This window comes from Clostridium sp. OF09-36 (assembly GCF_003481985.1).
GTDB lineage: Bacteria > Bacillota > Clostridia > Lachnospirales > Lachnospiraceae > Brotaphodocola.
In genome coordinates, this window is the sequence record NZ_QUMD01000006.1 from 14,191 (window position 1) to 36,677 (window position 22,487).

A 22,487-nucleotide genomic window follows, 5' to 3' on the forward strand; every position below is an offset into this window, starting at 1 on the left:
CGTTTTTCACTAAAAATAAACTTTCTATTGTTATGTGGCCTGTATGATGCTATAATACAATTAAAGTAAACGTAAATAATGTAAACGTAAACATTTATATCAATCAGGAGCATCCCATGGAAGAAATCAAAGAAAAATCTGCCAAAAAGCCGGTCAGCATGCGCTTGACCGCAACAGCATCGGAACGGCTGATGCACATCATTGATCTGTATAAAAATCTGGAAGACCCAAAAGGCGAGCAGCAGGAGAATGCTATTCTGCGCATTCTTGATATTGCAGAATCCGACAATATCAGAGGGACACATCCTGAGTTAGAAGGCCCCTTACTGGCAGTTGAAGCCACGATCTCTACATTAATTAAACAACTTAATGGTATAGCAGTCGGCCAGGATGCCAAAATTTCTAGGCTTCAGGAAGCATTAAATGCTGCGATTACAGAAAAAGAACAGGCTATTGCAAAGGCCCAAATTGATATGGATAGGGCCCAGCAAAATACTGATTTGGCTAACAGACTCCAAAAAGAGGCCATGGATACGATGAATAAAGCAGAGGAGGATGCCGCTGCCCAGATTGAAGCCATAAAAAAAGAAACCACTGCTCAAATTGAAAAAGTAATGAGTGAAAAAGAGCATGCATGCCGTGAGCGTGATGATGCCCGCACGATTGCCAATGAAAAAACTGCCAGCAATGATCTTCTTCTCAAAAAAATGACTGGTATGGAAGCCGATCTGGAAAAATACAAGGATTTACAGGAGCAGTACAAAGAGCTCCAGGACAAATTTTCAGCCCTACAGTCTCAGTTAAATGAAAGCAAATTGCGTGCGGAATTGATAAAGAGCGCGCCGTCATGGATAAAGAGCGTGAAATGCAGGAGCGTATCAGAGAAGCGGATAGAGAAAATGCAAAGCTGCAGGCAAAAATTGAACAACTGTCACCTGCAGAAGCCTCGCCAAAGTAAATATTTTTAAGGAGCCATTCATGAAAAAATCATTAGATCGTTTCCTAATAGCACAGCAGAATTACTATCATGACGCTTATGAGGAATTAAAGGTAGGTAAAAAGAGAAGCCATTGGATGTGGTTCATATTCCCCCAGATTCGTGGTCTCGGATACAGTAATATGGCGATATACTATGCCATTGAAAGTCGTGAGGAAGCTGAAAACTATATTACGGATCCAACCCTCGGCCATAATCTGATTGAAATATCCACTGTCCTGCTGGAAATTAAAGACAACGATGCAAAGAAAGTAATGGGTGAACCAGATGATAGAAAGCTCCAGTCCTGTATGACCCTATTTGATACTGTAGCTCCGGAAATTGATGTATTTGAAAAAGTACTCAAAAAATTTTTCGGTGGAGAAAGAGATAATAGGACCCTGGAAATTCTGCAGAGTTGTGATCATAGGAATGAATAACTGAGTCAATCAACATATAAAAGCACATTTTCATTCTTGCATAAGCAAAGGCTACCGCCTAACAAATACCAGGACGGCAGCCTTTGCGATTATTCCTAGAAGCCCACTTTTTATCATTTATTGAATTTTCTTTTCTCAATGTAATAACACAAACTTATTAGGTAACCAACCACTCCAAAGGAGAAACACTTCATTATTCCGTATGGGAGTCGTCTCAAAAGATACGTCGGAATTTCAGATAATCTGAAAAAGGTGAAATGCCCCGTCATAAATATCATAAATAGATATAGCAACATTCCACATAGAAATCCCTTAGCTGCACTCTTCAATTTCTTATTACAAGAAATCATCTTAACTGCCTCCCTTCAAATTTGAAGTTGCTGAGGTTTCAGTTAAGTTCATTTCCTTCAGCATCAATAAAAACGTACTCCGATGGGACAGATGAACAATAGAACACATACGGATAGGCATCTTTTTCTATCATTTCTTCATGTGTACCTGCTTCATCCGTAATTTTTACAGAAACACAATTTGGATTGTTCACAATAAAGGCATACCCACGATTCCAGTTCAAAACAGCAATATCCATGAAAGGAGACATCGGTTTGTATGTCCGAACATAAGCATATTCTGCTTCTCCTTTGATTTCTACTTCCATAGGAAGGTAGTAATGCGTCTGATATTGATTGCCAGAAATAAACCAAACGAGTGCCGTATCATCTACGGTACACATACCTCCATACTGCATATCAATCGTATCCGCATCGGAAACTGGAATTTCTTCTCTGGCTTTTTCTATCAGTTCATCCGTACCTTTATATGTCTTTGTACAGCCTGAAATAGAAAAACATAATATGCAAGTCAGTAAAATGCATGTGATTCTTTTCATAAAAAACACCTCTGCAACTCCCTATTTTACATTCCTAAGCCGACAGAATTCTCACGTTCTCCCTCCGGTAACACCTGCAGCGCATCCTGCACAGTACTGAACACACGCTCATTCAGCCAGCCTCCCTGTTTTCTGTTCTGGGCCGCAGATATCACTGGGTACTGCCAGATGGTCTTTTGATGGGTGTAATTGAGCCAGGAATCAATCCACCAGTCACTTTCCTTTGCCTTGATTTCGTAAGCCACGTATCCGCGGCAGTTTTCCCCGCGATGTGGCATGGAAAATTCTGCAAAAATGCTGGCATACTGCTGGCTTCCGTAAAATGGAAAATTCTGGTTGGTATCGTATGCTTCATTTTGTAAAGACGCATACTCTGCGGTGTAAGAAGTCCCATCCTTATTGTAAAGGACCTGGCCGGTAAGTTCTCCCTGGGCAGTCCAACCGCCGTTCAATTCCTGGTATGCAGGATTGATCTGCACTGCCTCTGTCCCGCGAAAGCCCGAATTTCCGTTCCATAAGAAATGATGGATTACCTTCCACTGCCCTTCCTGTTCCAGTTCCACTGCCACGCCGTCAAGCTGCAGCCGCTCATCCCCGTCCCGCAGCAAATCATCGCTTTGATTCAGCAAAATCTGTCTGGCATTTTTGCATGCCAGAATATCTTCTTCCTTTAAATCATGCAAAATCTCTTCCGGAAAACCCAGGGATAACAGATGTGCTTTGATTTCTTCACTCGCCGAATCCTGCGTTTCTTTTGCAGTTGTCCACGCCATGTGATAGGAACCAAAACATGTATAGCCGATGAGCAGGCCTGCCGCAGTCAGAATTGCTGCTCCCGCTGCGTATCTTCCATCTGAAATCCGCACCGGATGCTCTTCCAGTACATATTCGGCCTGTTCCAGTTTTTCTGCTATATTCTTTAACTCCACAAGGATTCCAATATATGCGGCAACGATCGCCAGGCCAAGAATCCAGCCCTCATATTCCCGAACCGCAAGCACGGTCACCACCACATACCAGATGATGATATGGAGCAGGACCTCATTTTTTATTTCCGCCTTACGCTTTTCCAGTTCCTCACGCATACCAAGGAAGAGACAAACCATCAGAAAAACCGGCAAAATTCCGCCACAGAAAACAATCACTTTCCATACATATGAAACATAAATTTTCTCCCGTTCGAGCACACTTCCAATCACAATGTTCACGATGGTAATCACAACTTTGAGCGCGGCGCCTGCGTATCCGGCTTTCAGCCAGCGGTTTTCCAGTCTCAGTTTTCGGAATCCCGTAAACAGCAAAAGGGCACCAAGGAAGGGAAGAATCTGATTGAGAAAGAGAAAATTCAATGTAATCCCAAAGAGACCCATTCCAATCAGAATCTTCTCATATGTCTGTTTCCAGAAACTCTCTTCCATGTAATCGCCCCTTTTTCAAATTATTTGTTATAAATATGGTAGCACAAAAGTGAACCTTTATCTTTAATTCTCCATTACAAAACTATTAATTATAACAAACGATAACCAGATATTCATACAGCGATAAACGGGCATTCATAGGAATATTGACTTTTCGATGAAAATATAATAAAATGTAGGCAGCTAAGAAATGTGATGATTTCCCATGCGGCAAAACGAAAACCCCAGAGGGTGCCTCCTCTGGGGTTTTCTTGTTCATTACGGCGAACCGACCGTTTAGGCTGTTGCTGCCTATTTATCTCTGTCCAGCCATTTGCATATGTAGTAGCTAACTACACCTGCTAAAACAGAGACAAAAAATGTGATGATAAAATCTCCCATCCGACTCACCTCCTTTCTGCTGGAGGTTCGGCAGCCTTTTTAGCATAGCACATTTCTTCCCATTAATCTACATAAGTTGTCATACCATCATCTGATAATCCTTGATTTGCCCCAAATCCAATGGTAAAATACTCATAGATTCTTTCATTTCAACAACATTTGTCTCTGACAAAGCGCACGCCATTTTATGACCGAATGAGTGGGGGAATTCTGGAAAAATAAACAGAATAATATGTACGTTGGAGGAACTTCCTTTGGGAGGTTCCTTTTTTCGTGCCCAAAAGGAGGACTTAGCCTATGAAACTTACAATCAGGGATCTTATCCGGCTTCGCCACTGCGAAAGCCACTACCGTCTCGGAAAGCTGGGATTATATGCTGCATCAAAACGTACCCAGTTTTTTTATCAAAAGAAGGACTCTTTAATTTTAGCATTATCCAAAGGGCCTACTTCATTTTCAGAAGCACTCGAAAAAGCATTTCTGGAATACAGCAGAGACTGGTTCCTTAATAACCGCCAGTATGAAACCTGCCGGGATCAGGACCTTGCCAGGTGGCATCGCTTTGCTGACTGGTTCTTTGAGCAGGGTTATCAGATTTTGAAGACCAGGCTCTGCTCAGCGATTTCAGTCAATACAAGCTGCAACCACGTAGCGGTGTCTGAATTATCTGCACAAGCAGATCTGGTTCTTAAAAAGGGGGAGCATGTCTATGCTTTAAGTATTTTCCCGAATGAACCACAGTATTCTGTGAGAGCCAGGAAGCAAGAGACCCAGGCATATTACAGCCTGGAACTGTTATCACAATACCTGATCAGCGCTCCAGCCTATGGACAGGAAACGATTTCCATGATCTGCTACTTAAAATCCAAAGAGGATAAGGCTGATTTTCTGGCCTCACAGTATACGGAAGGGAAATGCTATCTTCAAATGGGATACGGCGGGATAGCGGAGGCCACCCAGGCTCTCCTGAGCACGATCCAGCTTTCCGTACCTCAAAAATGTGAATACTGCCGCTATACAGATGTATGCCATCAGCAGAATACTTCCGCATTGGCACCGGAAAAACAACCAGAAGAAACTTCCATCCCTGTTCCAGCGGAAACAGTCGATTTAGAGAAAGGACTGACACCGGAGCAGCGGAGAGTTGTTGAACACATGGATGGCCCTATGGCAGTCATCGCGGTACCTGGTGCCGGCAAGACTCACTGTCTGATTGCACGTATGGTACGAATGATCAAAAACGGGATTTTGCCGGAACAAATTCTTTTTGTCACCTTCACCAAAAAGGCCGCTGGCGAAATTCTGGAACGTGCCAGACGGGTGCTCGGTGAAGAAAGTGCATTGCCGGCCATCTTTACCTTCCACAGCCTTGGCTACACGATTCTTCGCAAACATGAGGACTTCATAGGAAAATCCTTAAAAATTGCAGAGAAGGTAGACTACTATCGTCTGATTTTGCAGATCATTGATGAAATCTCTCCATTGTCCGGCATTGACTATGACGGACTCACCGGTGATTTCGGCCTGCTGAGCAGGATTTACAACGCTGTACTTTCCATTGAGAAAGACGGACTGGAAGAGTGGAAAAAACATGCGGATTTTCCTGATCCGGATGGTTTAGGGTGCCTTTATCAGAAACTGAAGGAACGAATGAAAGAAGAGGGGTATATCTGCTTTGATGAACAGATCCAGCTTACCAACCAACTGTTTAGCGAATATCCAGATGTATTAAAAAGCTATCAGCAGCGTTTTCGCTATGTAATGATTGATGAATTCCAGGATATCTCGTCAGATCAGGTCGATCTGGTATACGCCATCGCATCCCATGGAAATATTGTGGTTGTGGGAGACGATGATCAGAGTATTTATTCCTGGCGCGGAGGAAGCAACTATTACCTGCTTCATTTTCAGGAGATGTGGAGCAACAGTAAAATCGTGATTCTTCCAGATAATTTCCGGTCGGTAGACCACATTTTGGAAGCTGCAAATGCGCTGATTGCCAATAATACGAATCGGTATCGCAAATCTCTGCGTTCCCATCACCGCGCTACGGTTCGGCCGATTTATCGGAAAAATGTTCTGGTAGATACCATCCGGGATCTGGTTGCATCCGCAGAACGCTCTGGTTATAAACCTGGAGATATTGCCATCATTGCGCGCAAAAATAAAGCGCTGGAAAAGATCAAAAAAAGTTTAGATGGTTTTTACCTTGCAACTTCACCCAAAACATTACTCATAAAGGATGAGGTATTTATTGCCATTCGTGACACATTTTCTCTCTACGTGACCAATTTTCATGATCCACTGGCGCTTTACAGACAGCTGAAACGTAATGGATATGAACTGGACATTCCTGTCGAGCGAGACCACATGTTGGAAAGCTTCTTAAAATATTTCAATCTTCCAGAACCAGATTTATATGATCCGGATCTGCTTGAAATATATGAAACATCCGGCAGTCCCGGTATCGCACTTGCCAGGACACTTTCTTCCTGTAAAAAACTTCTGTATGCCCAGGATCTGTCCGATGCCGTTCGGTCCATTTACCAGTTTCTCTGGCAGAAGAAGGAACATCCGGCAGTAGAAGAGTTGTGCTCCCGCATCGAAATGCGGGCTATCAATACGGCTTCCGAATTTCTTAACCATATGAATGCCATGATCGAATTTTCTGATACAGCAGAGGTTGAATATCCCGCAAGCCCCGATACGATTACCCTTCTTACTGCTCATAAATCAAAAGGGAAAGAATTTCCCACCGTAGTAATTTATGGAGTAGAAGAGTTTGAAGAATCAGAAGAGGGCCGGAACCTACTGTATGTTTCCATGACCCGGGCCAAACGAAACCTCTTTCTTTTGCAGGGTAGTTTTTCCGATGCCCCACTGTATCCGGAGTTTAAAAACTATGTCGATTGACCGCTGCCGCGGCATCTTGTTCACGCACAGATATTGTGTTAAGATGGGGTATGGAAATAGTGGGGGGAGAATTACATAGCTCCCGGTCACCATAGAACCCTTGATCAAAAAAAATACTATATGGCATATACGGAAAGTAAAAATAACCAGGAGGAAAAGGATTATGAAATTTGAGTGGATTGAAGAAGGGGACGGCCGTTACCGTGTCCAGTTTTTTGACATGGATGAAAAGAAGGTATTCGACATTAAGATTACCGACTATAGTGATCCGTACTGGCAGCAATCAGACCTGGAACGGAAGATTCGTCGCGAATGCTGCTATGACGTTATCTTCTATGCCGGACACCGCAAGAGCTACTCTGACAACCCGAATTACGAAACGGAATATGGTTTTCAGGGTAAATCAGAACATGACATAATATATATCCGGGAACTGTGCAAAAATTTTATAGCAGATTCCTATGTTTTTGATTACGAAAAAGCATTGCGCGGCCTTCAAAAGAGGAAGGCAATGTCAGATTGGTTTCTGGCCAGTGGTTATACCGGAGATTATGAAGGAAAGCAGGAATATAAAAGATCTATTGTAGTTGACGAGCTTGACTAAAAAGCTTACTAAATTGGTTGCCACATCGTCATCTTGTTCACGCGCAGATATTATGTTAATATGGAGTATAGAAATAGCTCGGAAAGGAGGATTTCGCGATGAGCGAAAAAGAAGAGATCATATTCATGCAGACCCGATTGGTACGTTTAGCATCAAAGGAATGGCATCTTCCTGTGGATGAGATTTTTAACATCTTCGGAAAAGCAGATGTACTTGGCTATATCGAAAAATGTTATGGGATTTTTCACTGCGAAGGAGATGATGCTGTATTAGAAGACATCACGGAATTTCTTCAAAGAAAGGGGATCCAAATTAGTGCTTGATTTTACAGATGGGCTTATCCTTTACCATGGCAGCTATTGTGAGGTAAAGAAGCCTTTATTGGAAAGATGCGCCAGACGAAAAGACTTTGGACCACCTCCAAGGACCAGGCTATTCGTTTTCTCAAGACTTCCATTGCTAAAGCATTCGCAAATGGAAGCATTAAAGAGAATCAGGATTATGGCTATCTTTCCATCTTTCAGTTAAGACCTTCACCAGAATTATCCACATATGCATTTGATGATGCAAATGTGGAATGGCTGCACTGTGTTGCGGCTCATCGAAAAAGACTTTTGTTTCTGGATGTTGAAGATACTATGGCAAAATATGATATTATTGCTGGGAAAATTGCGGATGACGCGACAAATGCAACGCTGGCTGCATACCTAGTCGGCGCCTTTGGAATAGCCGGAAGCAAAGAAGCTGATGATTTTTGTATTAAACAGCTACTTCCGAATAAGTTAAAGGATCAGTATTGTTTTAAAACAACTGCAGCGCTTGATTGCCTGCATTTTGTGGAAAGCGAGAAAATATGGCTGAAGAAATGATTTCAAAAGAGCGAATAGACTATACGATTGACCTTCTTATTACCATGGCCGTCGAAGAAATTGCAGAAGATACAGGAAAAAGTCCAAAGGAAATATTGCCGGAATTTTATTCTTCCAAAACCGGCAAGGCACTTTACGATGAGCAGACCCGATTATGGTGCAATGGCCCATCCTATATTGCCGAATTATACATGGACGAACTCTCCAAAAGAAAGATTTGAGAAAAAGCTGTTTCTAACGTATTATGCGTTTGAAACAGCTTTTCTGATTAACAGACCTCCCGGCACTAAGGCTCCTTCTTTTCTGTCCATTCTTAGCTCCTTCTTTTCTGTCCATTCTTGGCGTTGCGCTCACCTTTGATCTATGTTAAACTATCCTTGATAAAATTTATTTCAAACACAATAGACTCTGTCTTCGTTTCAAGCACATTGCTTATTAAAAGGGGATGAGTCTGCACAGATGCGGACCAAATTAGAGGAATTCTAATTTGGTCTTTTTTTGTGCATTCACAACAAAGAGAGGAGGAACCTATGGCTATTTTACAACTGCCGTACAATTTGTCTGCGCTATTCAATTTCAATGAACCAGACACAAATGAGGGGGCGATGGAATCTTCGGATGAAGATTTTTTCGACCTTTTTGATTTTCTGCCAGAAAATACGGTGACTACCAATTATCTGGCCAAAGGAGAGGACCGGATCCAGTCACTGCTCCGGATCAAAACCCGCCGGACTTATTCCATGAATGACTTTTTCAAATTATTTTCCAGAGACCAATTCTGGAAAAAGAGCAACAGCCGAAAAGATTTCACGGAATATCTGATCAAGACCTACTGGAAAAAGGTGATCGATCCTTTTGTAAATACCCTTTACAAAGATTTTCTGGCCGGTCAGATCACGGAACAGGAGATTTCTGAAAAACTGCAGGAGATTCTGGGATTTAGCATTTCTCTATCGCAATGCCATGATGAGCAGGTAACGAGGCTGGTTGGAGCAACCGGTATGCCAACGGACTGTATTTTTCAAATGACTGTATTTGAAAATGAATACTTTCTGGTCTTCGGAAAACTAAAGCCCAGAAACCGGAACCGCAAAATCTATTTGAAAGACGATAAGAGAAAATGTATCTTATGGGATTCCTATTATCTTGCAACACTGGCAGTCATAGAACGTATCCGGATTGAATACAAGCGCTACATCCATTCCATTGAGTCTAAAGACCATGACCTGGTCTATATGTCCATTCTGGATGAAATTGCCCGTAGATACCAGGCTTTTGGGAAAATGTGTACCGTATATGCTTATGAAAAAGAGCAGGTTTTGTATCCAGAAGTCATGCAATTTTTTGACAAGCTGGAAATTCCTGTAAAGGAGCGAATAGCCGGCCAACAAGCGCACGGAATTATATTTCAATTTTCACTCCTGCAGCAGATCCTGCCGATCTTAAATCAGTATTCTATCAGCACAGTGGATTTTCTATGTAATGATAATATTCCAGAGGGATATCTCATCATTATAAAAGCCCTGATGGAACAGCACAAAATGCAGGAAGCGGATGAGCGCTATCATCGAAATAACACAGAGGTAGCCAATGCATTTATGACCAAAAAGAATATTCCGCCAAAGCATCAGGATTACATGAAAGAGAGCCGTTTCTTAACAGTTTACCTCTATATAGAGGTAGACGAAGACTGTGATCTTGACAAAATGCAGGAACTGGAAAAAGAATTTCTTGCTCTTGGGGATATTTTGGGAAAGCATCCCTATGATGCTTCCATTCGTTTCCGCAAGCTTGGCCGACACCATGCTTCCGGCCTTTATTCCCCGGCCTACCAGTGCGTATGCATTGATGTCCGCTCCCCTAGCAGCTACGTCCACGAATTTCTGCACATGTACGATCACTTTCATGGAATGCTGAGTGAAGGCTATGATTTCAAAGAAATCCGGCTTCAGTATGAGGCCTGCCTGCAGGAATATCTTTCGGATTGTGAAGATCCGGATTTAAAAGCACGGCTGAATGGAAACAGCAAATACAACCTGGATTACTATTTGGTCCCAACGGAAGTGTTTGCCCGCTGCGGGGAACTGTATTTTACGCGTTTTCGTGGTGTAGATAATTCTCTTCTGAAATTTGAAAGAGGATTTGACTATCCGGAAAACGAAAAATTATTGGAGCTGATCAAAAAATATTATGATCAGCATTTTTTAACGGAGGAGATATCATTATGAAGAAATTTTTTATCAAGGACCTGGCCAACATGGTCGAAAAGGAAATTGCAACGGAGTTTTTACTTCGGAATGTCAAATTGTCGATCGCGGATGGCCGGCGCTGGCAGGACCTTACGCTCAGTGATAAGAGTGGTATTGTATACGGAAAATGCTGGTCCGAACACATCTCGGATGAAACGGATAACTATGTTGGAAAAATTGTCCGTGTTGTCGGAAAAGTTGAGCTTTTCCGGGAGCAGTGTACGCTGCGGATTGTCCGGATCAGTCCGGCTGAAACATACGATCCGGCAGATTTCCGGGTTACTTTGTCCAGCTACGATGTAGAACAAAGTATCACCCTCTTAAAAAAACTCCTCGATGAAATTGAGGATCCCAAATTGTATAGTTTATGCTGCGCTGTATTCGGTATGGGGACTGCCAGATACGAACGGTTTTTGGAATTCCCACTGACCGAGGAAGCCACACATCCATACTTTGGCGGTTTTTTAAAGCATACCATCAATGTTGCAAACCTGGCTGATATGGCGCTTACTATCTGCGAAGGCAGCCCAAATGAAGTGATCCGGCCGGATCCATCGCTGGTCATTGCCGGTGCGCTTCTTCACGCAAGCGGCGTGCTTTCCCAGCTCACACTCAGCGCTGCGGAAGGCATCTTCACGGACCGGGCCCGCCTTTTGAGTTCCTCCACAGATGCGGTTTTAATGGCAGTCTGCACAAACAGCCGATTAGAACAGGAGAAACGAGTTACGGATATGTCCGCACTTTTACATATTCTGGAAGCTGCCAATGGAACGACACCGCCTAAAACCAAGGAGGCAGTTATTGTCACCAACGCAGTACGAATGAGCAAAGAGCTGAATTCTATCGATCAGATCTTTTTCGAGTCTGACCGTATGCATCCGACCGATAAGACCCGGAAAGCTTTCTGCGACTATCTGGGTTATGAGGTCTTTCGAGGTGGAGAGGAATGTTTGAAAAACTGATTTTAAACCCATATGTGAAAAATGCTCTGAAGCAATACATGGACAAAGGACAAAAAAATGCTCAGCATTTAATTCTGTCAGGCCCTCAGGGTACTGGAAAGCGGACCTGTGCAGATATCCTGGCACACTTTCTCCTGGACATCAGACTTGATAAGCCACTCCATTCCTGCGCAGATTTTTTCTGTCTGGACTGTGACCAGGCAAGCATCAAATTGTCTGATACGGAGGACCTAAGAGAATTTATTTCCTATTCCAGTACTGTGCGCCGCGTTGTTTTGATTGATAATGCGAATCAGATGACCCCAAACGTGGCCAACAGCCTGCTAAAAGAGTTGGAAGACGGGCAATGTGTATTCATTTTTATAGCACACAAGCCTTTGATCCGCACGGTATGCAGCCGATGCTTTGAAATCCGTTTTCTTCCGGTAAATGAAGATGATATGGCACAGTTTTTTATGGAACAGGGAGATCTTGTATCATTAGAGGTGGTTACAGCTTCTAATGGCTGTCCCGGACTATTCCGACAGCTAAATGCTGATGACGCTTTCATATCTATGACCGCCAGAATGATAAAAGCACTGAACCAACAAAATCATGCGGATCTTCTGTCAACCTTCGGTCTCCTGAAAGAAAAAGACGAATTTGCTTTGGAAGCATTTTCACCGGCCGCCCGTCTGGCAATCGTGAGGCTTTTGGAAGCCATCTATGCAGATCAATACCTGCATAAACTTGTTGGAAGCAAATTATTCCCGTATATGACGGAACTGCCTATTTCTGCTAAACAGGCTTACCAGATTTCTGAACAGGCACACAATATCCGGGGCAAAAAGCTACTCTACACAAAACATGATTTTCTGGAACTCCTGTTCCAGATGATGAAAGAGGGGGAATTATGACTCTTTATACCAAGATACGCCCAAAAACCTCGATGAGGTAAAGGGGCAGGAATTTACTGTAAATAATCTGAGAATGCAGTCCATCTGCGACAAATTCTTTCAGGTAATTATTCTGGCCGGGCAGTACGGGGCCGGGAAAACAACACTTGCCAGGATCGTGGCCACGGCAGCAAACTGTAAAAACAAAGATAAGAATGGAAACCCTTGCGGTACCTGTGATGGATGCAGATCTGTATCTAGTGGATCTGTAGACTTTCTGGAAATCGACGGTGCCAGTAACACCGGAGTTGATCATGTAAGGGACCTGACAGACTGGCTACACGAGCGCCCACTCGGAAAGCGGAAAATCGTTATCATTGATGAGGTACACATGCTTTCCCGTCAGGCTTTCAACGCCCTTTTAAAAACACTGGAGGAACCACCAGCTTATGCACTGATCATTCTTTGCACAACAGAAGCAGACCGGATCCCGGCAACCATCCGGTCGCGATCTGCCTGCTATACCATCACGCAGATCCCAGAGGCCATCATCTGTGAACATCTTCTTGAAGTTGCGACAGAATTTCAAATCCGTATTCAGCCGGAAGCTGCAGAACTGATTGCTTCCTATTCTGGTGGTGCGATGCGAAATGCCTTAAAACTGCTGGAACAGCTATCAAATGGCGAAGATGAAATCACGGCTGATGTCGTTCGATCTGTTCTCGGGATGTCTGAAAAAGATGAGCTGCTCCGAATCATCCAAGCGATGCTTTCTGGAAATTACACAAAGCTGCTGGAATCTTTAAATTCCATTGCCAAAAGCGGAAAATCTCTTCTAAGCCTTACGGAAGAGCTCCTAAATGAATCCACATCCTTGCTGCTGGCCAAAACAGGGCAGCCATCATCATCTTCAGCTATCGCAGAAAACTATACACTAGAACGGCTTTGCGAGCTGTCTGCTAAAATAAACTGGCTGAATGATGAACTAAAAAATGCTGCCGGCAGCGGAATAGCAGCCTATATCCATGCGACAAAAGATCTGAACACTGGTGAATCAGGTCTTGCTGGAAAATTAAAATCATTGGAAGATCAGATGTTCAGGCTGTCTGCCGAACTAAAGTCTATAAAATCCGTCGGATTTTCGAAACCGGTCGATACGGCTCTGGAAGCAGAAACCAATATCCCGATAACTTCCAATAGCTCTGCTCAGCCCGACTTACCCGAGGAGAGTGTACCTGTTTTAATCACTCCTTCCAAAACCTCTGAAGTTGCGCAAACAGAAACTACAGATTTTGACGCACTTTTTGGTGACTGGGGCTTTGACTCCTTTGATAATACGGACGAACCCGGATTTTTTGAAAGTGCAGAGGAAACTGGCACTTCTTTCCAAGAGACAGCAACAGTTTCTGAAACTTCTGCGGCTCTTTCTGCGGGAGAACTTGCACAAAAAAGTTTGTCCGAGAGAATCAGCAATGACCCTGTCATAAAGGAAAAACTTCTTTCTGCTGAGTGGATCACGCAGGAAGAGAACCTTTTACTTAAGGTGCTGCCAGAATACAAAGAAGATATCCTGTTATTTATTGCTGCAAGTGGCATAAAAAACATTACAATCTGCTAACTACACAGGGACCATGAACCGCAATTGTTTATGGTCCTCATGAATACTTATCACACATGATTACGGAACTATACTGTAAAAAATTTTATTTAGAATAGGGGGATATATATGGATTTCATTGATGATCTGGATGTTTCTATAATCGCAAATATACTTGTAAATATGGGTATTGACATTAGTAATTTAAACGATATTACTGATGCCGATGACTACGAAGATACAATTTCTACCATTACTGCATAACTTGAAAAATTGCGAAACGAGGAAGATCCACTATATGTGCTTCTTGAACTGATTGCTGGAGACAATGAAGAATTGGTGGATTTCTATTTTAAAATGGTTGGATTTCACTAAGGAACCTAGAATATGCACAATGATTGGGAAGCCCATTAACTTCCGGCCTTCAACACCTAAAGTGCATATCATTTCTACACAGCGTTTTCAATAGTTAGTATGTATAGACTGATAAACTGCAGCCAATTATAAAAGCTGCAGTTTATCAGTTTTTCTTTTTTATACCTCTCACAGTACTTATGATACCTTACAAAAGAGTCAATCTTAAACAATTCCCCTTCTACTTTCATTTGTCTTGCAGGAAATCCACTCTTTCTGTATAATATAAGCTAGGGTTTATTTTTTAGCTTTTAGGAGCGTGAATAATGGAAAAAGATTCAGATTTATTAAATAAAAAGAAAACTGTTCAGATTTCAGTAACAGATAAAGATGGAAAAGAGCACCCCATTGATGTTGAAACCGAGATGGTACCTGTTGGTCATGAGATCAATTATCAAACCGAAAATGAGTGGTGGTCAAAGGATCCTGAAACCGGAAAAGTATATGCGCCAATTCCCGAACATTATGCCCTGCACTTTCAGGAACTTCAAGCTCGTATGAAGTCTGGCCCACCTTTGACAGAAAATGAAAATCGTGTATATGAGGCTCTCAAAGTGGTTCTTCAGGAGCTGCCGGTTTTTGCCGCTGATAACGCATACAACGCACAACCTAATGCATCTTCTCTAGAATCCATAGAACACGAAACCAAAAAAAGGACCAACCGAACAAGAAAAAAAGACTATGTCGATACTTCATTGACCAAGCACATCTCCCTGATCATTGATCAGGAGTATGAATCTGGTTTAAGTTTACGCAAAAGCGGAAGTGCATATCTAACACCTCTGGAATCAACAGATGGCCTCAATTATGATGCTAATACCGGAAAACTTTATTTTGAAGGAGTACCTGTATCAGAAGCAAAACTGGAAGAAATTAGTCGTGGTAAGGTTGTTGAAATCGGTGAATTTGATCTGCCCTTATTAAAACTATTTTACAGTATTATTCTTGCCGATATTAAAAATACTATCAACCAAAACCAGTATGCGATAAACGAAAGTTTTACTATTTACTTACCCGATTTGGCCGAACTTATGGGGAAAGGACGTAATTTAAGTGATAATGATATAATCATGCTGCGAAATAAGACAGGAGCATTCCAAACCATCTACGGGATTATTCGCGATCCAAAATATCCAAAACGAATCGGATCCGCTTTACCGCTTTTGGTTTCACTGGGTTATGATGACACCACGAACACAATACGTTTTTCCTCTCCCTACATGCTTCGCTTAATTCAGACACTGTATAATGTAAAGGTACGACAGTCAAAACTCAACTTAAATAAGATTACTGAACCTGCAAAGTTCTTAATATCAGAACATACCGATATCATTTATACATCAATTGCTAAAGAAAGAAATAAACGCGCCGTAGAGATTGTTTTCGCCATTGTGACAATGATTGAGCAATCTACAGACGAAAATGTATGTATCACCGTTCGGGATATTTTTGATCGCTCTCCTCAATTAGTAGAAGCGCTTAACAATACAATCCGTACAGCGAATAAAAATACTCTATTAAAGCGTGCTTTTTCGAAAGCTTATGAGTTGTTGGAAAAAAAGACTACATTGAAAGAGCATTATCCTTATATGGTTTTCTCTGAAGAACTTTTGGGAATTCCAACTGTAAGTACTTTAAACGAAATGAAGCTGCACTTCATCAAAAAAAAGTAACTCGAACCGAGGACATACTGTTCTCGGTTTTCTATCATGTGGTGGCTACATAACTTCAAACCAAATATCTTTAGTAATTTTTAGAAAATGCATTAACCGATCAACTGCAGTTCAAATACAGATACATTTTTGCATAGTATAGTAATTAAACAGCTGCAGCTCAGATACAGCCACTTTTCGGAGAACTGCGCTATCTGAACAGCTTCGACTCAGATACACTACTTTTCGGTAAACTGCGCTAGCCGGTCAATTCCAGCCCAAATGCAGCTATTTTTCGGTAAACTGCGCTATCCAAGCGGCTCCAGCTCAGATGTACTACTTTTCGGTAAACTGCGCTATCTGAACGGCTCTACCTCAGCTGCGTTACTTTTCGGTAAACTGCGCTATCTGAACGGCTCCGCCAGATAACCAACTTTTCGGAGAACTGCGCTATCTGGTCAGTTCCAGCCCAAATGCAGCTATTTTTCGGTAAACTGCACTAGCTAAACAGTTCCAGCTAGATGCTCCACTTTTCGGAGAACTGCGCTAATCGGCCCGTTTCAGCGCAAATACAACTATTTTTCAATAAACTGCAGTAGCCTTTCGGCAAAATACTATAGCTTTTCGGTAAACTGCGCTAAGCTTTTTCGGAGAACTGCAGTAGCTTTTTCGGTAAACTGCGGTAGCTTTTTCGGAGAACTGCGGTAGTTTTTTCGGAGAACTGCGCTATATTTTTCGGAGAACTGCGGTAAATTTTTCGGTAAAGTGCAGTAGCTATTTTCGGTAAAGTGCGGTAACCATTTTCGGTAAAGTGCGGTAGTTTTTCCCGGAAAAACCCTTATTTTACAATACTTCCCCCATTTTCAGTCTTATTTTCCCCATTTATTTTCTCATTAACACATCTCACAAAACAGTCCTTTTTTACCCGTTTTCCCACACTTTGGCAATATTCCAAATTTTTTTATTTCCCTTTATAATTAACATTACATTGCGGAAAGGGGGTGGATCCAGAGTGAAACGTTTTGCGAATGTAAGCATTCCATCCATAAAGAAAATCATTCATACTTCATTCGAGAAGCAGCTATTAAAAAGCTGCTCTGTTCGGCTGTTCATTCTGATCCATTTCTATGCCAACGCAAATACCGGCATCACTTCACCACTCGATTTGGAAGATCTGGCACAAGCACTTGATTGTAACATCAAAACCGTTCGCAGCAATATTCTCCGGTTGGAGTCCTGCGGCTTTTTTGATGTATCTATGGATCCGGTCACAGAAGAGTATACCTTTACAATCCATGACTACACCAAAATGTATAATCCTATCGGTCTTGGCGGTGGTTATATCCAGTGTACATATGATTTGCTTGAGCAGCTCCTGCAGATCAAATCCATTAATGAGCTACGAGTGATCCTTATGCTTCTTTGTGAAGCGATCACCACTGAACTTCAGAGTTCTGCAAAGCTGGCCGTGGCCAAACTCACATTTAAAGAATTACTTGCCGGTTTACCAAAATATGTAAAACCAGGTGTGGTAAAGCAGATTTTGGATCATGCCAACTCCTTCAAAACTATTTTTAAGGAAGAGTACACCAGGAAAAAACGCTATATTGCTGCAAAGCTCAATGATTGTTTTAATGGAGCGACTACCAAAAACCAGGTCCGTCAGGAAGCCTACTCCGAAATTGTTTCTTTTACCACTGAAATGGATGATGTGATCCGCACCTTTAACACTTACCTGTTTGAGGACAAGTTAAGAGAGAGAATGCAGTATGAGGAGATTCTGAAAACAGAATATGGCATTGCCTTCGATCAGACACCTACCCTGGATGCTGAGCATTTACTTCCTATCTATGATTTTGAAGAAACTCAGTATCATGATCTTACCATCATGGCACAGGACTATGAAATTGGTACGGTTCTTGATGCACTGCACCTTTTCTATAACCGTTATATCCTCACAAAACTCTATGATGCAAAGAAAGGGCCTGGCTCGCTCGTTCGATCCATCATAAGGGAATTAATCCAAAATCCACAAATTGCATAAGTTGCGCTTCACCGGCATCCGCTAGGATGCCTATTTCTCGTTCCATTCTGTATTTTCATACCCGTTTTCTGGGTAATTTTTTTCCTATTTATTGCTTTTCAATGTGTATTTTTTTCAGCAATATCTAAATTTCCAGGTCGGTTATCCACAATTTCTTTTATTTGATCCAGAAAAAAATCACCCTTTTTATAAAAAAACCATTCTTTTCATCAGAAAATCATCTTTCTCAAAATAAAAACTGCATTTGCTTCTAAAAATCGGCTGATCCAAAAAATAATGCCTGAAATAGCTCCTTTGACAGCAGAAAATTACTCATGTTTTTACATGTCTTTTATGTCTTTGAATTTTTTTATGTTTTTTAGCTCTTTTAAATAAAACGCGTTCCGCGACTAGCCCCTTACGGAGAGAGTGATTGTGAAGAGGAAATAAATCATCCAAAAGAACCTTATTTCAACTCTATCAGAAAATAATACCTATTGTTTGCAAATATTGCCTGAAATATCTATCGGGAATCCCTATATATACGCCAAAGAGATCCATGTCTTCTATGTCTTCTATGTCTTTTATATTTTTTATATTTATAGAATGTCAGCTGCACAAGCATATCTGTTTGATTATTTGCTTTTTAGTATAACAATCCTTGCTTTGGAAAGAATTCAATGGTAAAATAATTACAAATTCTTTCATTTCAATTATATTTGCTTCTGGCAAAGTGAGAGTCAGTTAAGACCAAGTAATGGAGGAATTCTGCAAATAAACAGAATATATACACATTGGAGGAACTTCCTGTCGGAGGTTCCTTTTTTCGTGCCAGAAAGGAGGACGATGTCGATGAAACTTATGAAAGTGGATTTTATCCGGTTTTGCCGCGATGGAATCTTTATTTAGTTGTTTCAATCAATATGCAATGACCTGTGAAAAAATGATTTATTTTTAAGAAAACCAGGAAAATGAAAACAGGAAAGAGAGGATAACTATGAAAGAATTTAAAACACTGGGGTATGACTGGGAATGTGGCCATGAGGATTTGATCATCAGAGTATTATCCTATGCTGACAGAAAACGGCTTTATATTGGATTATACAAAGAAGAAAACGGAGAATGGGAGGACTTTGGTAATCTGACTGTAAATCTGCCTCATGAAGATGTAAAAAAGAATGAAGCATTCATTGATCACAATTTTTTCGAGTCCAAATTGCAGTTCATTAAAAAGTATCAGCTGGGAGAAATTTTACCTGAAACAGCCGTATCAGGATACTGCACTTTTTCGAAGGTAGCATTTGATCTTGACCGGCTGGAAGAATTTGATCCGGACGGAGTATGCGCGTACCGGGAACTCCACGGGGAAAAGAGCTCATCAGAGGATGAAGAAGAGGATCTGGATGATTACACGTTAATTAAAAAGATGCATGATTTAACGGAACGTTATCTGACACTGGATGATGGTCTGTCATCTGCAGAAAAAGCAGCTTTCCTTAAGGTGGAGATAGCAGAAGTAGCGTATGCTTTCTATATAAATAACGTTTTCTCCTGAGAGGAAGAAGAAGTATTCCGTGCTATTTCCAGATTAAATACGGATCTTACGGATATAGCGGCTGGCTGAAAATAGTCAGCCGCATTTTGGAAAGCTTCTATCAGAGTCTAAAAATCAAAGCGCAGCACTGAGAGTTTGGTGTGGCCTTAGATCTGTTGACAGGCATTGATGGCAATGTTATACTCCCATTAATAATAGCTTTTCATGTAAGTTATTTTTACAGAGTGTGGGTTTGTGACTGCATCTGTATTGAAATGGGATTCTTAGATTAAGTCAATGTGAATGTTACATTGGCTATTTTTTTTCAAAAATAGAGGAGGAAGGTGTGCGATGAAAGGCACAGTGAATGGAAAATCTTTGGATCAGGTGCTGAGTGAATTGAAGGCACCGTTTCCAGAAGAGGAACTTAAGAAGAATGAAAAAAATGAAACGTATATTCCGGTTGAAAGCCTGGAGAGCCGTTTGAACAGTGTCATCGGGGTTTTAAACTATGATACTTTGGTTACGTATGAAGGTATCCAGGAAGTTCTCGGGCGCTTTGTGGTAGTGGCCAAGACGATTCTGATTATCTATGATGATGAACGGAATGCCTTGATCCGAAAGTCTGCGCTTGGAGGCAGTAATATCATTGTTGTCAAAGATACTGGAAAGCCGTCCAGTTTAAAAACGGATATCGCAGCTGCACAATCGGAAAGTTTCAAAAATGTATGTAAGTTGCTTCAGATTGGTATCAGCCAGATCAGGAGCGGCAAGCAGCGCAGAGGACAGAATGGCACTAAGCAGCGCAGGGAAGAAAAGAATTTATATAAAATTCGTTTTACGTCTTCCCTTTCTGCGGGTAACAAATGCTATAAGGCAGATTGTGTGGATATAGCGACAGAAGAAAAGTTCCTGTTCGTAATTTTTAGTGGTCAGTACTCAAAGATTGAGAAATATGTAGAGTTTTCAAAATTTGTGCGTACCTACCGGGAAGGAAAAGAACTGGCCTTTTATGGACGTAAAGATGAATTTCATGGCCAGCGACGAATTGTTTTTGAGGAACCATCTGTAAAAGAATAAAAAATAATGAAATGGAGGATAGAGCATGAATCGAGTTATATTGATGGGTCGATTGACCAGGGATCCGGAAGTCAGGTACACTCAGGGTGAGCGCTCCATGGCCGTTGCCAGATATACACTGGCAGTTGACCGGAGAGGAGCAAGAAAGAGCCAGGACGGAAATGAGCAGACTGCCGATTTTATTAATATCGTGGCATTTGACAGAGCAGGTGAGTTTGCAGAGAAGTATTTTCGTCAGGGGATGCGTGTACTGGTGTCCGGACGCATCCAGACTGGCAGTTACACCAACAAAGAAGGTCAGCGTGTTTATACCACAGATATCATCGCAGATGATCAGGAATTTGCTGATAGTAAAAATGCGTCCGCTGGAGGAAAACAGGCACCAGAAATGGGAAAGCCGATCGGTGATGGCTTTATGTCAATACCGGATGGCGTAGAAGATGAGAGTTTGCCATTTAACTAAATATGTGCATGCTAGAGGAGGTTCTGATTTTTCAGAGCCTTCTTTATTTTATGAAAGGGAAATGAAAATGAAGCAGTATATACCGGATATTACAGAGCGCTTTCCTGAAGGGTATGGCGGTGTTGATATGACACCGGCCTATTTTGGAGAGCCGGTTGACTGGAGTAGAGCTTATCAAAGAGAAAAGGAAGATTATGAAGATCGAGATATTGATGCTGAAAGAGAATAATGAACGCGGGGTAAGAATGATGTTTCTTTCACTGGAGCAGCTTCAGAAATTGAAGCTTAATCCTACTCGCGCGGATTATGAAATTGCTTATGAGACGGAAGTGAAAGAGCAGGAGGGAACGGCATTGAATGTATCAGAAATTATGGAGGGTCTGTATGAGAGATTAAATCGCCAGATCGTCCCAATAGAAAAACAATGCGTTCCATGTCGGTAGGAGATATTATTCAGATCGATGGCAAAGAATTATTCTTTTGCGATTCTGTGGGATTTAAGAAAATTTCTTTTGCTGGTACGGGGGAACTCGTTTTGAAGGCCGGGAAAGAGAACTCAGAGAAAGGAAAATAATCAGATCCTGGTAGACCAGGTTGCGATGAGAGTGTTGTACTTCGCATAAAGCACCTGAAAACAGCGTGAGGATCAGGAATGATTAGTAGCATGGGAGGCTACAGGTGCTGCCATATCCAGTTCTGGAATATGGTGATTATGGAAAAAGAAAAACGATATGTTGCCTCCATCTCAGGAGGAAAGGACTCCATGGCAATGTTTTAGGGCTTATGGAAAAGGGCTGGCCGTTAACGCACTGCGTCTATTTTGATACCGGTATGGAGTTTTCATGCATTCGGAAAAATATAGAGAAAGTCCGACTGGAATTGGAGCAGTATGGGTGCGAACTTGTTATTCTACAGCCGGAAAGGCATTTCCTGGAAGAAATGCTCCTTCGACGGATCAAGTGCCGGGACGGATCATCGCACTATGGAAGCTATTGGTGCGGTGGGCCATGCCGCTGGATGACACGCCTTAAGATCAATGCCTGCGAAAAATATGTAAAATCACTCGGAGCAACTGCGGTGGAATACATAGGGATCGCAGCAGATGAATCTGGCCGAGTAAAGGAAAAGTGCTATCCATTGGTCGAATG

The 22,487-nt window shown here is 41.8% G+C and carries 20 protein-coding genes and 1 pseudogene; 19 read left to right on the forward strand and 2 right to left on the reverse strand.

What is annotated here, in order from left to right; all coding sequences use genetic code 11:
- The first annotated feature begins 116 nt into the window (after positions 1 to 116).
- Entirely contained in the window at positions 117 to 968 is an 852-nt protein-coding gene (locus tag DXA97_RS06565) for a hypothetical protein (protein ID WP_118719049.1), read from the forward strand.
- 10 nt (positions 969 to 978) lie between these two features.
- Positions 979 to 1,416: a DUF1810 domain-containing protein gene (locus tag DXA97_RS06570; RefSeq protein WP_118542822.1), complete on the forward strand. Its 438-nt coding sequence runs from the start codon at positions 979 to 981 to the stop codon at positions 1,414 to 1,416.
- A gap of 388 nt (positions 1,417 to 1,804) precedes the next feature.
- On the opposite strand, the gene DXA97_RS06580 is transcribed toward DXA97_RS06570, so the two are convergent.
- Together DXA97_RS06580 and DXA97_RS06585 are read right to left on the reverse strand one after the other, a co-directional pair.
- Positions 1,805 to 2,305 (reverse strand): hypothetical protein, encoded by a 501-nt coding sequence (locus DXA97_RS06580; RefSeq protein WP_118542824.1) that lies wholly within the window; start codon positions 2,303 to 2,305, stop codon positions 1,805 to 1,807.
- Between the two features lie 26 nt (positions 2,306 to 2,331).
- Positions 2,332 to 3,723, reverse strand: a complete 1,392-nt coding sequence (locus DXA97_RS06585) for a hypothetical protein (RefSeq protein WP_118719051.1) — start codon at positions 3,721 to 3,723, stop codon at positions 2,332 to 2,334.
- Between the two features lie 678 nt (positions 3,724 to 4,401).
- Here DXA97_RS06585 and DXA97_RS06590 point away from each other — a divergent pair.
- The 17 genes and pseudogenes from DXA97_RS06590 to DXA97_RS06660 all read left to right on the forward strand — a co-directional run bounded on the left by DXA97_RS06590 (position 4,402) and on the right by DXA97_RS06660 (position 21,782).
- Positions 4,402 to 7,017 carry an ATP-dependent helicase gene (locus DXA97_RS06590; RefSeq protein WP_118719053.1) on the forward strand — a complete coding sequence of 872 codons (2,616 nt, stop codon included), beginning with the start codon at positions 4,402 to 4,404 and terminating at the stop codon, positions 7,015 to 7,017.
- 163 nt (positions 7,018 to 7,180) lie between these two features.
- Positions 7,181 to 7,621: a hypothetical protein gene (locus DXA97_RS06595; protein ID WP_118542827.1), complete on the forward strand. Its 441-nt coding sequence runs from the start codon at positions 7,181 to 7,183 to the stop codon at positions 7,619 to 7,621.
- A gap of 98 nt (positions 7,622 to 7,719) precedes the next feature.
- Positions 7,720 to 7,944 carry a DUF3791 domain-containing protein gene (locus tag DXA97_RS06600; RefSeq protein ID WP_118656560.1) on the forward strand — a complete coding sequence of 75 codons (225 nt, stop codon included), beginning with the start codon at positions 7,720 to 7,722 and terminating at the stop codon, positions 7,942 to 7,944.
- A 66-nt stretch (positions 7,945 to 8,010) separates the two neighbouring features.
- Complete coding sequence (locus DXA97_RS06605; RefSeq protein WP_243032091.1) at positions 8,011 to 8,490, forward strand: DUF3990 domain-containing protein; 480 nt, start codon at positions 8,011 to 8,013, stop codon at positions 8,488 to 8,490.
- Entirely contained in the window at positions 8,475 to 8,711 is a 237-nt protein-coding gene (locus DXA97_RS06610) for a hypothetical protein (RefSeq protein WP_118542829.1), read from the forward strand. The genes DXA97_RS06605 and DXA97_RS06610 overlap by 16 nt, the downstream gene beginning before the upstream one ends.
- 309 nt (positions 8,712 to 9,020) lie before the next feature.
- Positions 9,021 to 10,718: a hypothetical protein gene (locus tag DXA97_RS06615; RefSeq protein ID WP_118719055.1), complete on the forward strand. Its 1,698-nt coding sequence runs from the start codon at positions 9,021 to 9,023 to the stop codon at positions 10,716 to 10,718.
- Positions 10,715 to 11,701, forward strand: a complete 987-nt coding sequence (locus tag DXA97_RS06620; RefSeq protein WP_118542831.1) for a hypothetical protein — start codon at positions 10,715 to 10,717, stop codon at positions 11,699 to 11,701. The genes DXA97_RS06615 and DXA97_RS06620 overlap by 4 nt, the downstream gene beginning before the upstream one ends.
- A 440-nt stretch (positions 11,702 to 12,141) precedes the next feature.
- The gene (locus DXA97_RS20770) at positions 12,142 to 12,597 is read left to right on the forward strand and encodes a hypothetical protein (protein WP_243032088.1); all 456 of its coding nucleotides are present in this window, start codon (positions 12,142 to 12,144) and stop codon (positions 12,595 to 12,597) included.
- Between the two features lie 28 nt (positions 12,598 to 12,625).
- Positions 12,626 to 14,194, forward strand: a pseudogene (gene dnaX / locus DXA97_RS06630) (DNA polymerase III subunit gamma/tau); the annotation flags it as partial.
- Positions 14,195 to 14,302: 108 nt separating this feature from the next.
- Positions 14,303 to 14,437 (forward strand): hypothetical protein, encoded by a 135-nt coding sequence (locus tag DXA97_RS21495; protein ID WP_279220375.1) that lies wholly within the window; start codon positions 14,303 to 14,305, stop codon positions 14,435 to 14,437.
- 416 nt (positions 14,438 to 14,853) lie between these two features.
- Entirely contained in the window at positions 14,854 to 16,260 is a 1,407-nt protein-coding gene (locus DXA97_RS06635; protein WP_118542835.1) for a hypothetical protein, read from the forward strand.
- A gap of 991 nt (positions 16,261 to 17,251) precedes the next feature.
- Complete coding sequence (locus tag DXA97_RS06640) at positions 17,252 to 18,283, forward strand: hypothetical protein (protein ID WP_118542836.1); 1,032 nt, start codon at positions 17,252 to 17,254, stop codon at positions 18,281 to 18,283.
- 976 nt (positions 18,284 to 19,259) lie between these two features.
- A complete protein-coding gene (locus DXA97_RS06645; RefSeq protein ID WP_118542837.1) occupies positions 19,260 to 19,817 on the forward strand; it encodes a DUF4313 domain-containing protein in 558 nt (185 codons plus the stop codon).
- A gap of 330 nt (positions 19,818 to 20,147) precedes the next feature.
- The gene (locus DXA97_RS06650; protein WP_118542838.1) at positions 20,148 to 20,876 is read left to right on the forward strand and encodes a hypothetical protein; all 729 of its coding nucleotides are present in this window, start codon (positions 20,148 to 20,150) and stop codon (positions 20,874 to 20,876) included.
- 25 nt (positions 20,877 to 20,901) lie between these two features.
- The gene (locus DXA97_RS06655) at positions 20,902 to 21,339 is read left to right on the forward strand and encodes a single-stranded DNA-binding protein (protein ID WP_118542839.1); all 438 of its coding nucleotides are present in this window, start codon (positions 20,902 to 20,904) and stop codon (positions 21,337 to 21,339) included.
- A complete protein-coding gene (locus DXA97_RS19905) occupies positions 21,317 to 21,568 on the forward strand; it encodes a hypothetical protein (protein WP_118656554.1) in 252 nt (83 codons plus the stop codon). The genes DXA97_RS06655 and DXA97_RS19905 overlap by 23 nt, the downstream gene beginning before the upstream one ends.
- Positions 21,534 to 21,782 carry a YodL domain-containing protein gene (locus DXA97_RS06660; protein WP_118696810.1) on the forward strand — a complete coding sequence of 83 codons (249 nt, stop codon included), beginning with the start codon at positions 21,534 to 21,536 and terminating at the stop codon, positions 21,780 to 21,782. The genes DXA97_RS19905 and DXA97_RS06660 overlap by 35 nt, the downstream gene beginning before the upstream one ends.
- The last annotated feature ends 705 nt before the right edge of the window (positions 21,783 to 22,487 follow it).

Bases quoted from the DNA above. Each gene is read 5' to 3' on its own strand.
- DXA97_RS06660 (WP_118696810.1), top strand. From the start codon at position 21,534: ATGAAGATCGAGATATTGATGCTGAAAGAGAATAATGAACGCGGGGTA.
- DXA97_RS06590 (WP_118719053.1), top strand. From the start codon at position 4,402: ATGAAACTTACAATCAGGGATCTTATCCGGCTTCGCCACTGCGAAAGC.
- DXA97_RS06610 (WP_118542829.1), top strand. From the start codon at position 8,475: ATGGCTGAAGAAATGATTTCAAAAGAGCGAATAGACTATACGATTGAC.
- DXA97_RS06585 (WP_118719051.1), bottom strand. From the start codon at position 3,723: ATGGAAGAGAGTTTCTGGAAACAGACATATGAGAAGATTCTGATTGGA.
- DXA97_RS06605 (WP_243032091.1), top strand. From the start codon at position 8,011: ATGCGCCAGACGAAAAGACTTTGGACCACCTCCAAGGACCAGGCTATT.
- DXA97_RS06570 (WP_118542822.1), top strand. From the start codon at position 979: ATGAAAAAATCATTAGATCGTTTCCTAATAGCACAGCAGAATTACTAT.
- DXA97_RS06580 (WP_118542824.1), bottom strand. From the start codon at position 2,305: ATGAAAAGAATCACATGCATTTTACTGACTTGCATATTATGTTTTTCT.
- DXA97_RS21495 (WP_279220375.1), top strand. From the start codon at position 14,303: ATGGATTTCATTGATGATCTGGATGTTTCTATAATCGCAAATATACTT.
- DXA97_RS06635 (WP_118542835.1), top strand. From the start codon at position 14,854: ATGGAAAAAGATTCAGATTTATTAAATAAAAAGAAAACTGTTCAGATT.
- DXA97_RS06620 (WP_118542831.1), top strand. From the start codon at position 10,715: ATGAAGAAATTTTTTATCAAGGACCTGGCCAACATGGTCGAAAAGGAA.
- DXA97_RS06655 (WP_118542839.1), top strand. From the start codon at position 20,902: ATGAATCGAGTTATATTGATGGGTCGATTGACCAGGGATCCGGAAGTC.
- DXA97_RS06600 (WP_118656560.1), top strand. From the start codon at position 7,720: ATGAGCGAAAAAGAAGAGATCATATTCATGCAGACCCGATTGGTACGT.
- DXA97_RS20770 (WP_243032088.1), top strand. From the start codon at position 12,142: ATGGCACAGTTTTTTATGGAACAGGGAGATCTTGTATCATTAGAGGTG.
- DXA97_RS06645 (WP_118542837.1), top strand. From the start codon at position 19,260: ATGAAAGAATTTAAAACACTGGGGTATGACTGGGAATGTGGCCATGAG.
- DXA97_RS19905 (WP_118656554.1), top strand. From the start codon at position 21,317: ATGAGAGTTTGCCATTTAACTAAATATGTGCATGCTAGAGGAGGTTCT.
- DXA97_RS06650 (WP_118542838.1), top strand. From the start codon at position 20,148: ATGAAAGGCACAGTGAATGGAAAATCTTTGGATCAGGTGCTGAGTGAA.
- DXA97_RS06615 (WP_118719055.1), top strand. From the start codon at position 9,021: ATGGCTATTTTACAACTGCCGTACAATTTGTCTGCGCTATTCAATTTC.
- DXA97_RS06595 (WP_118542827.1), top strand. From the start codon at position 7,181: ATGAAATTTGAGTGGATTGAAGAAGGGGACGGCCGTTACCGTGTCCAG.
- DXA97_RS06565 (WP_118719049.1), top strand. From the start codon at position 117: ATGGAAGAAATCAAAGAAAAATCTGCCAAAAAGCCGGTCAGCATGCGC.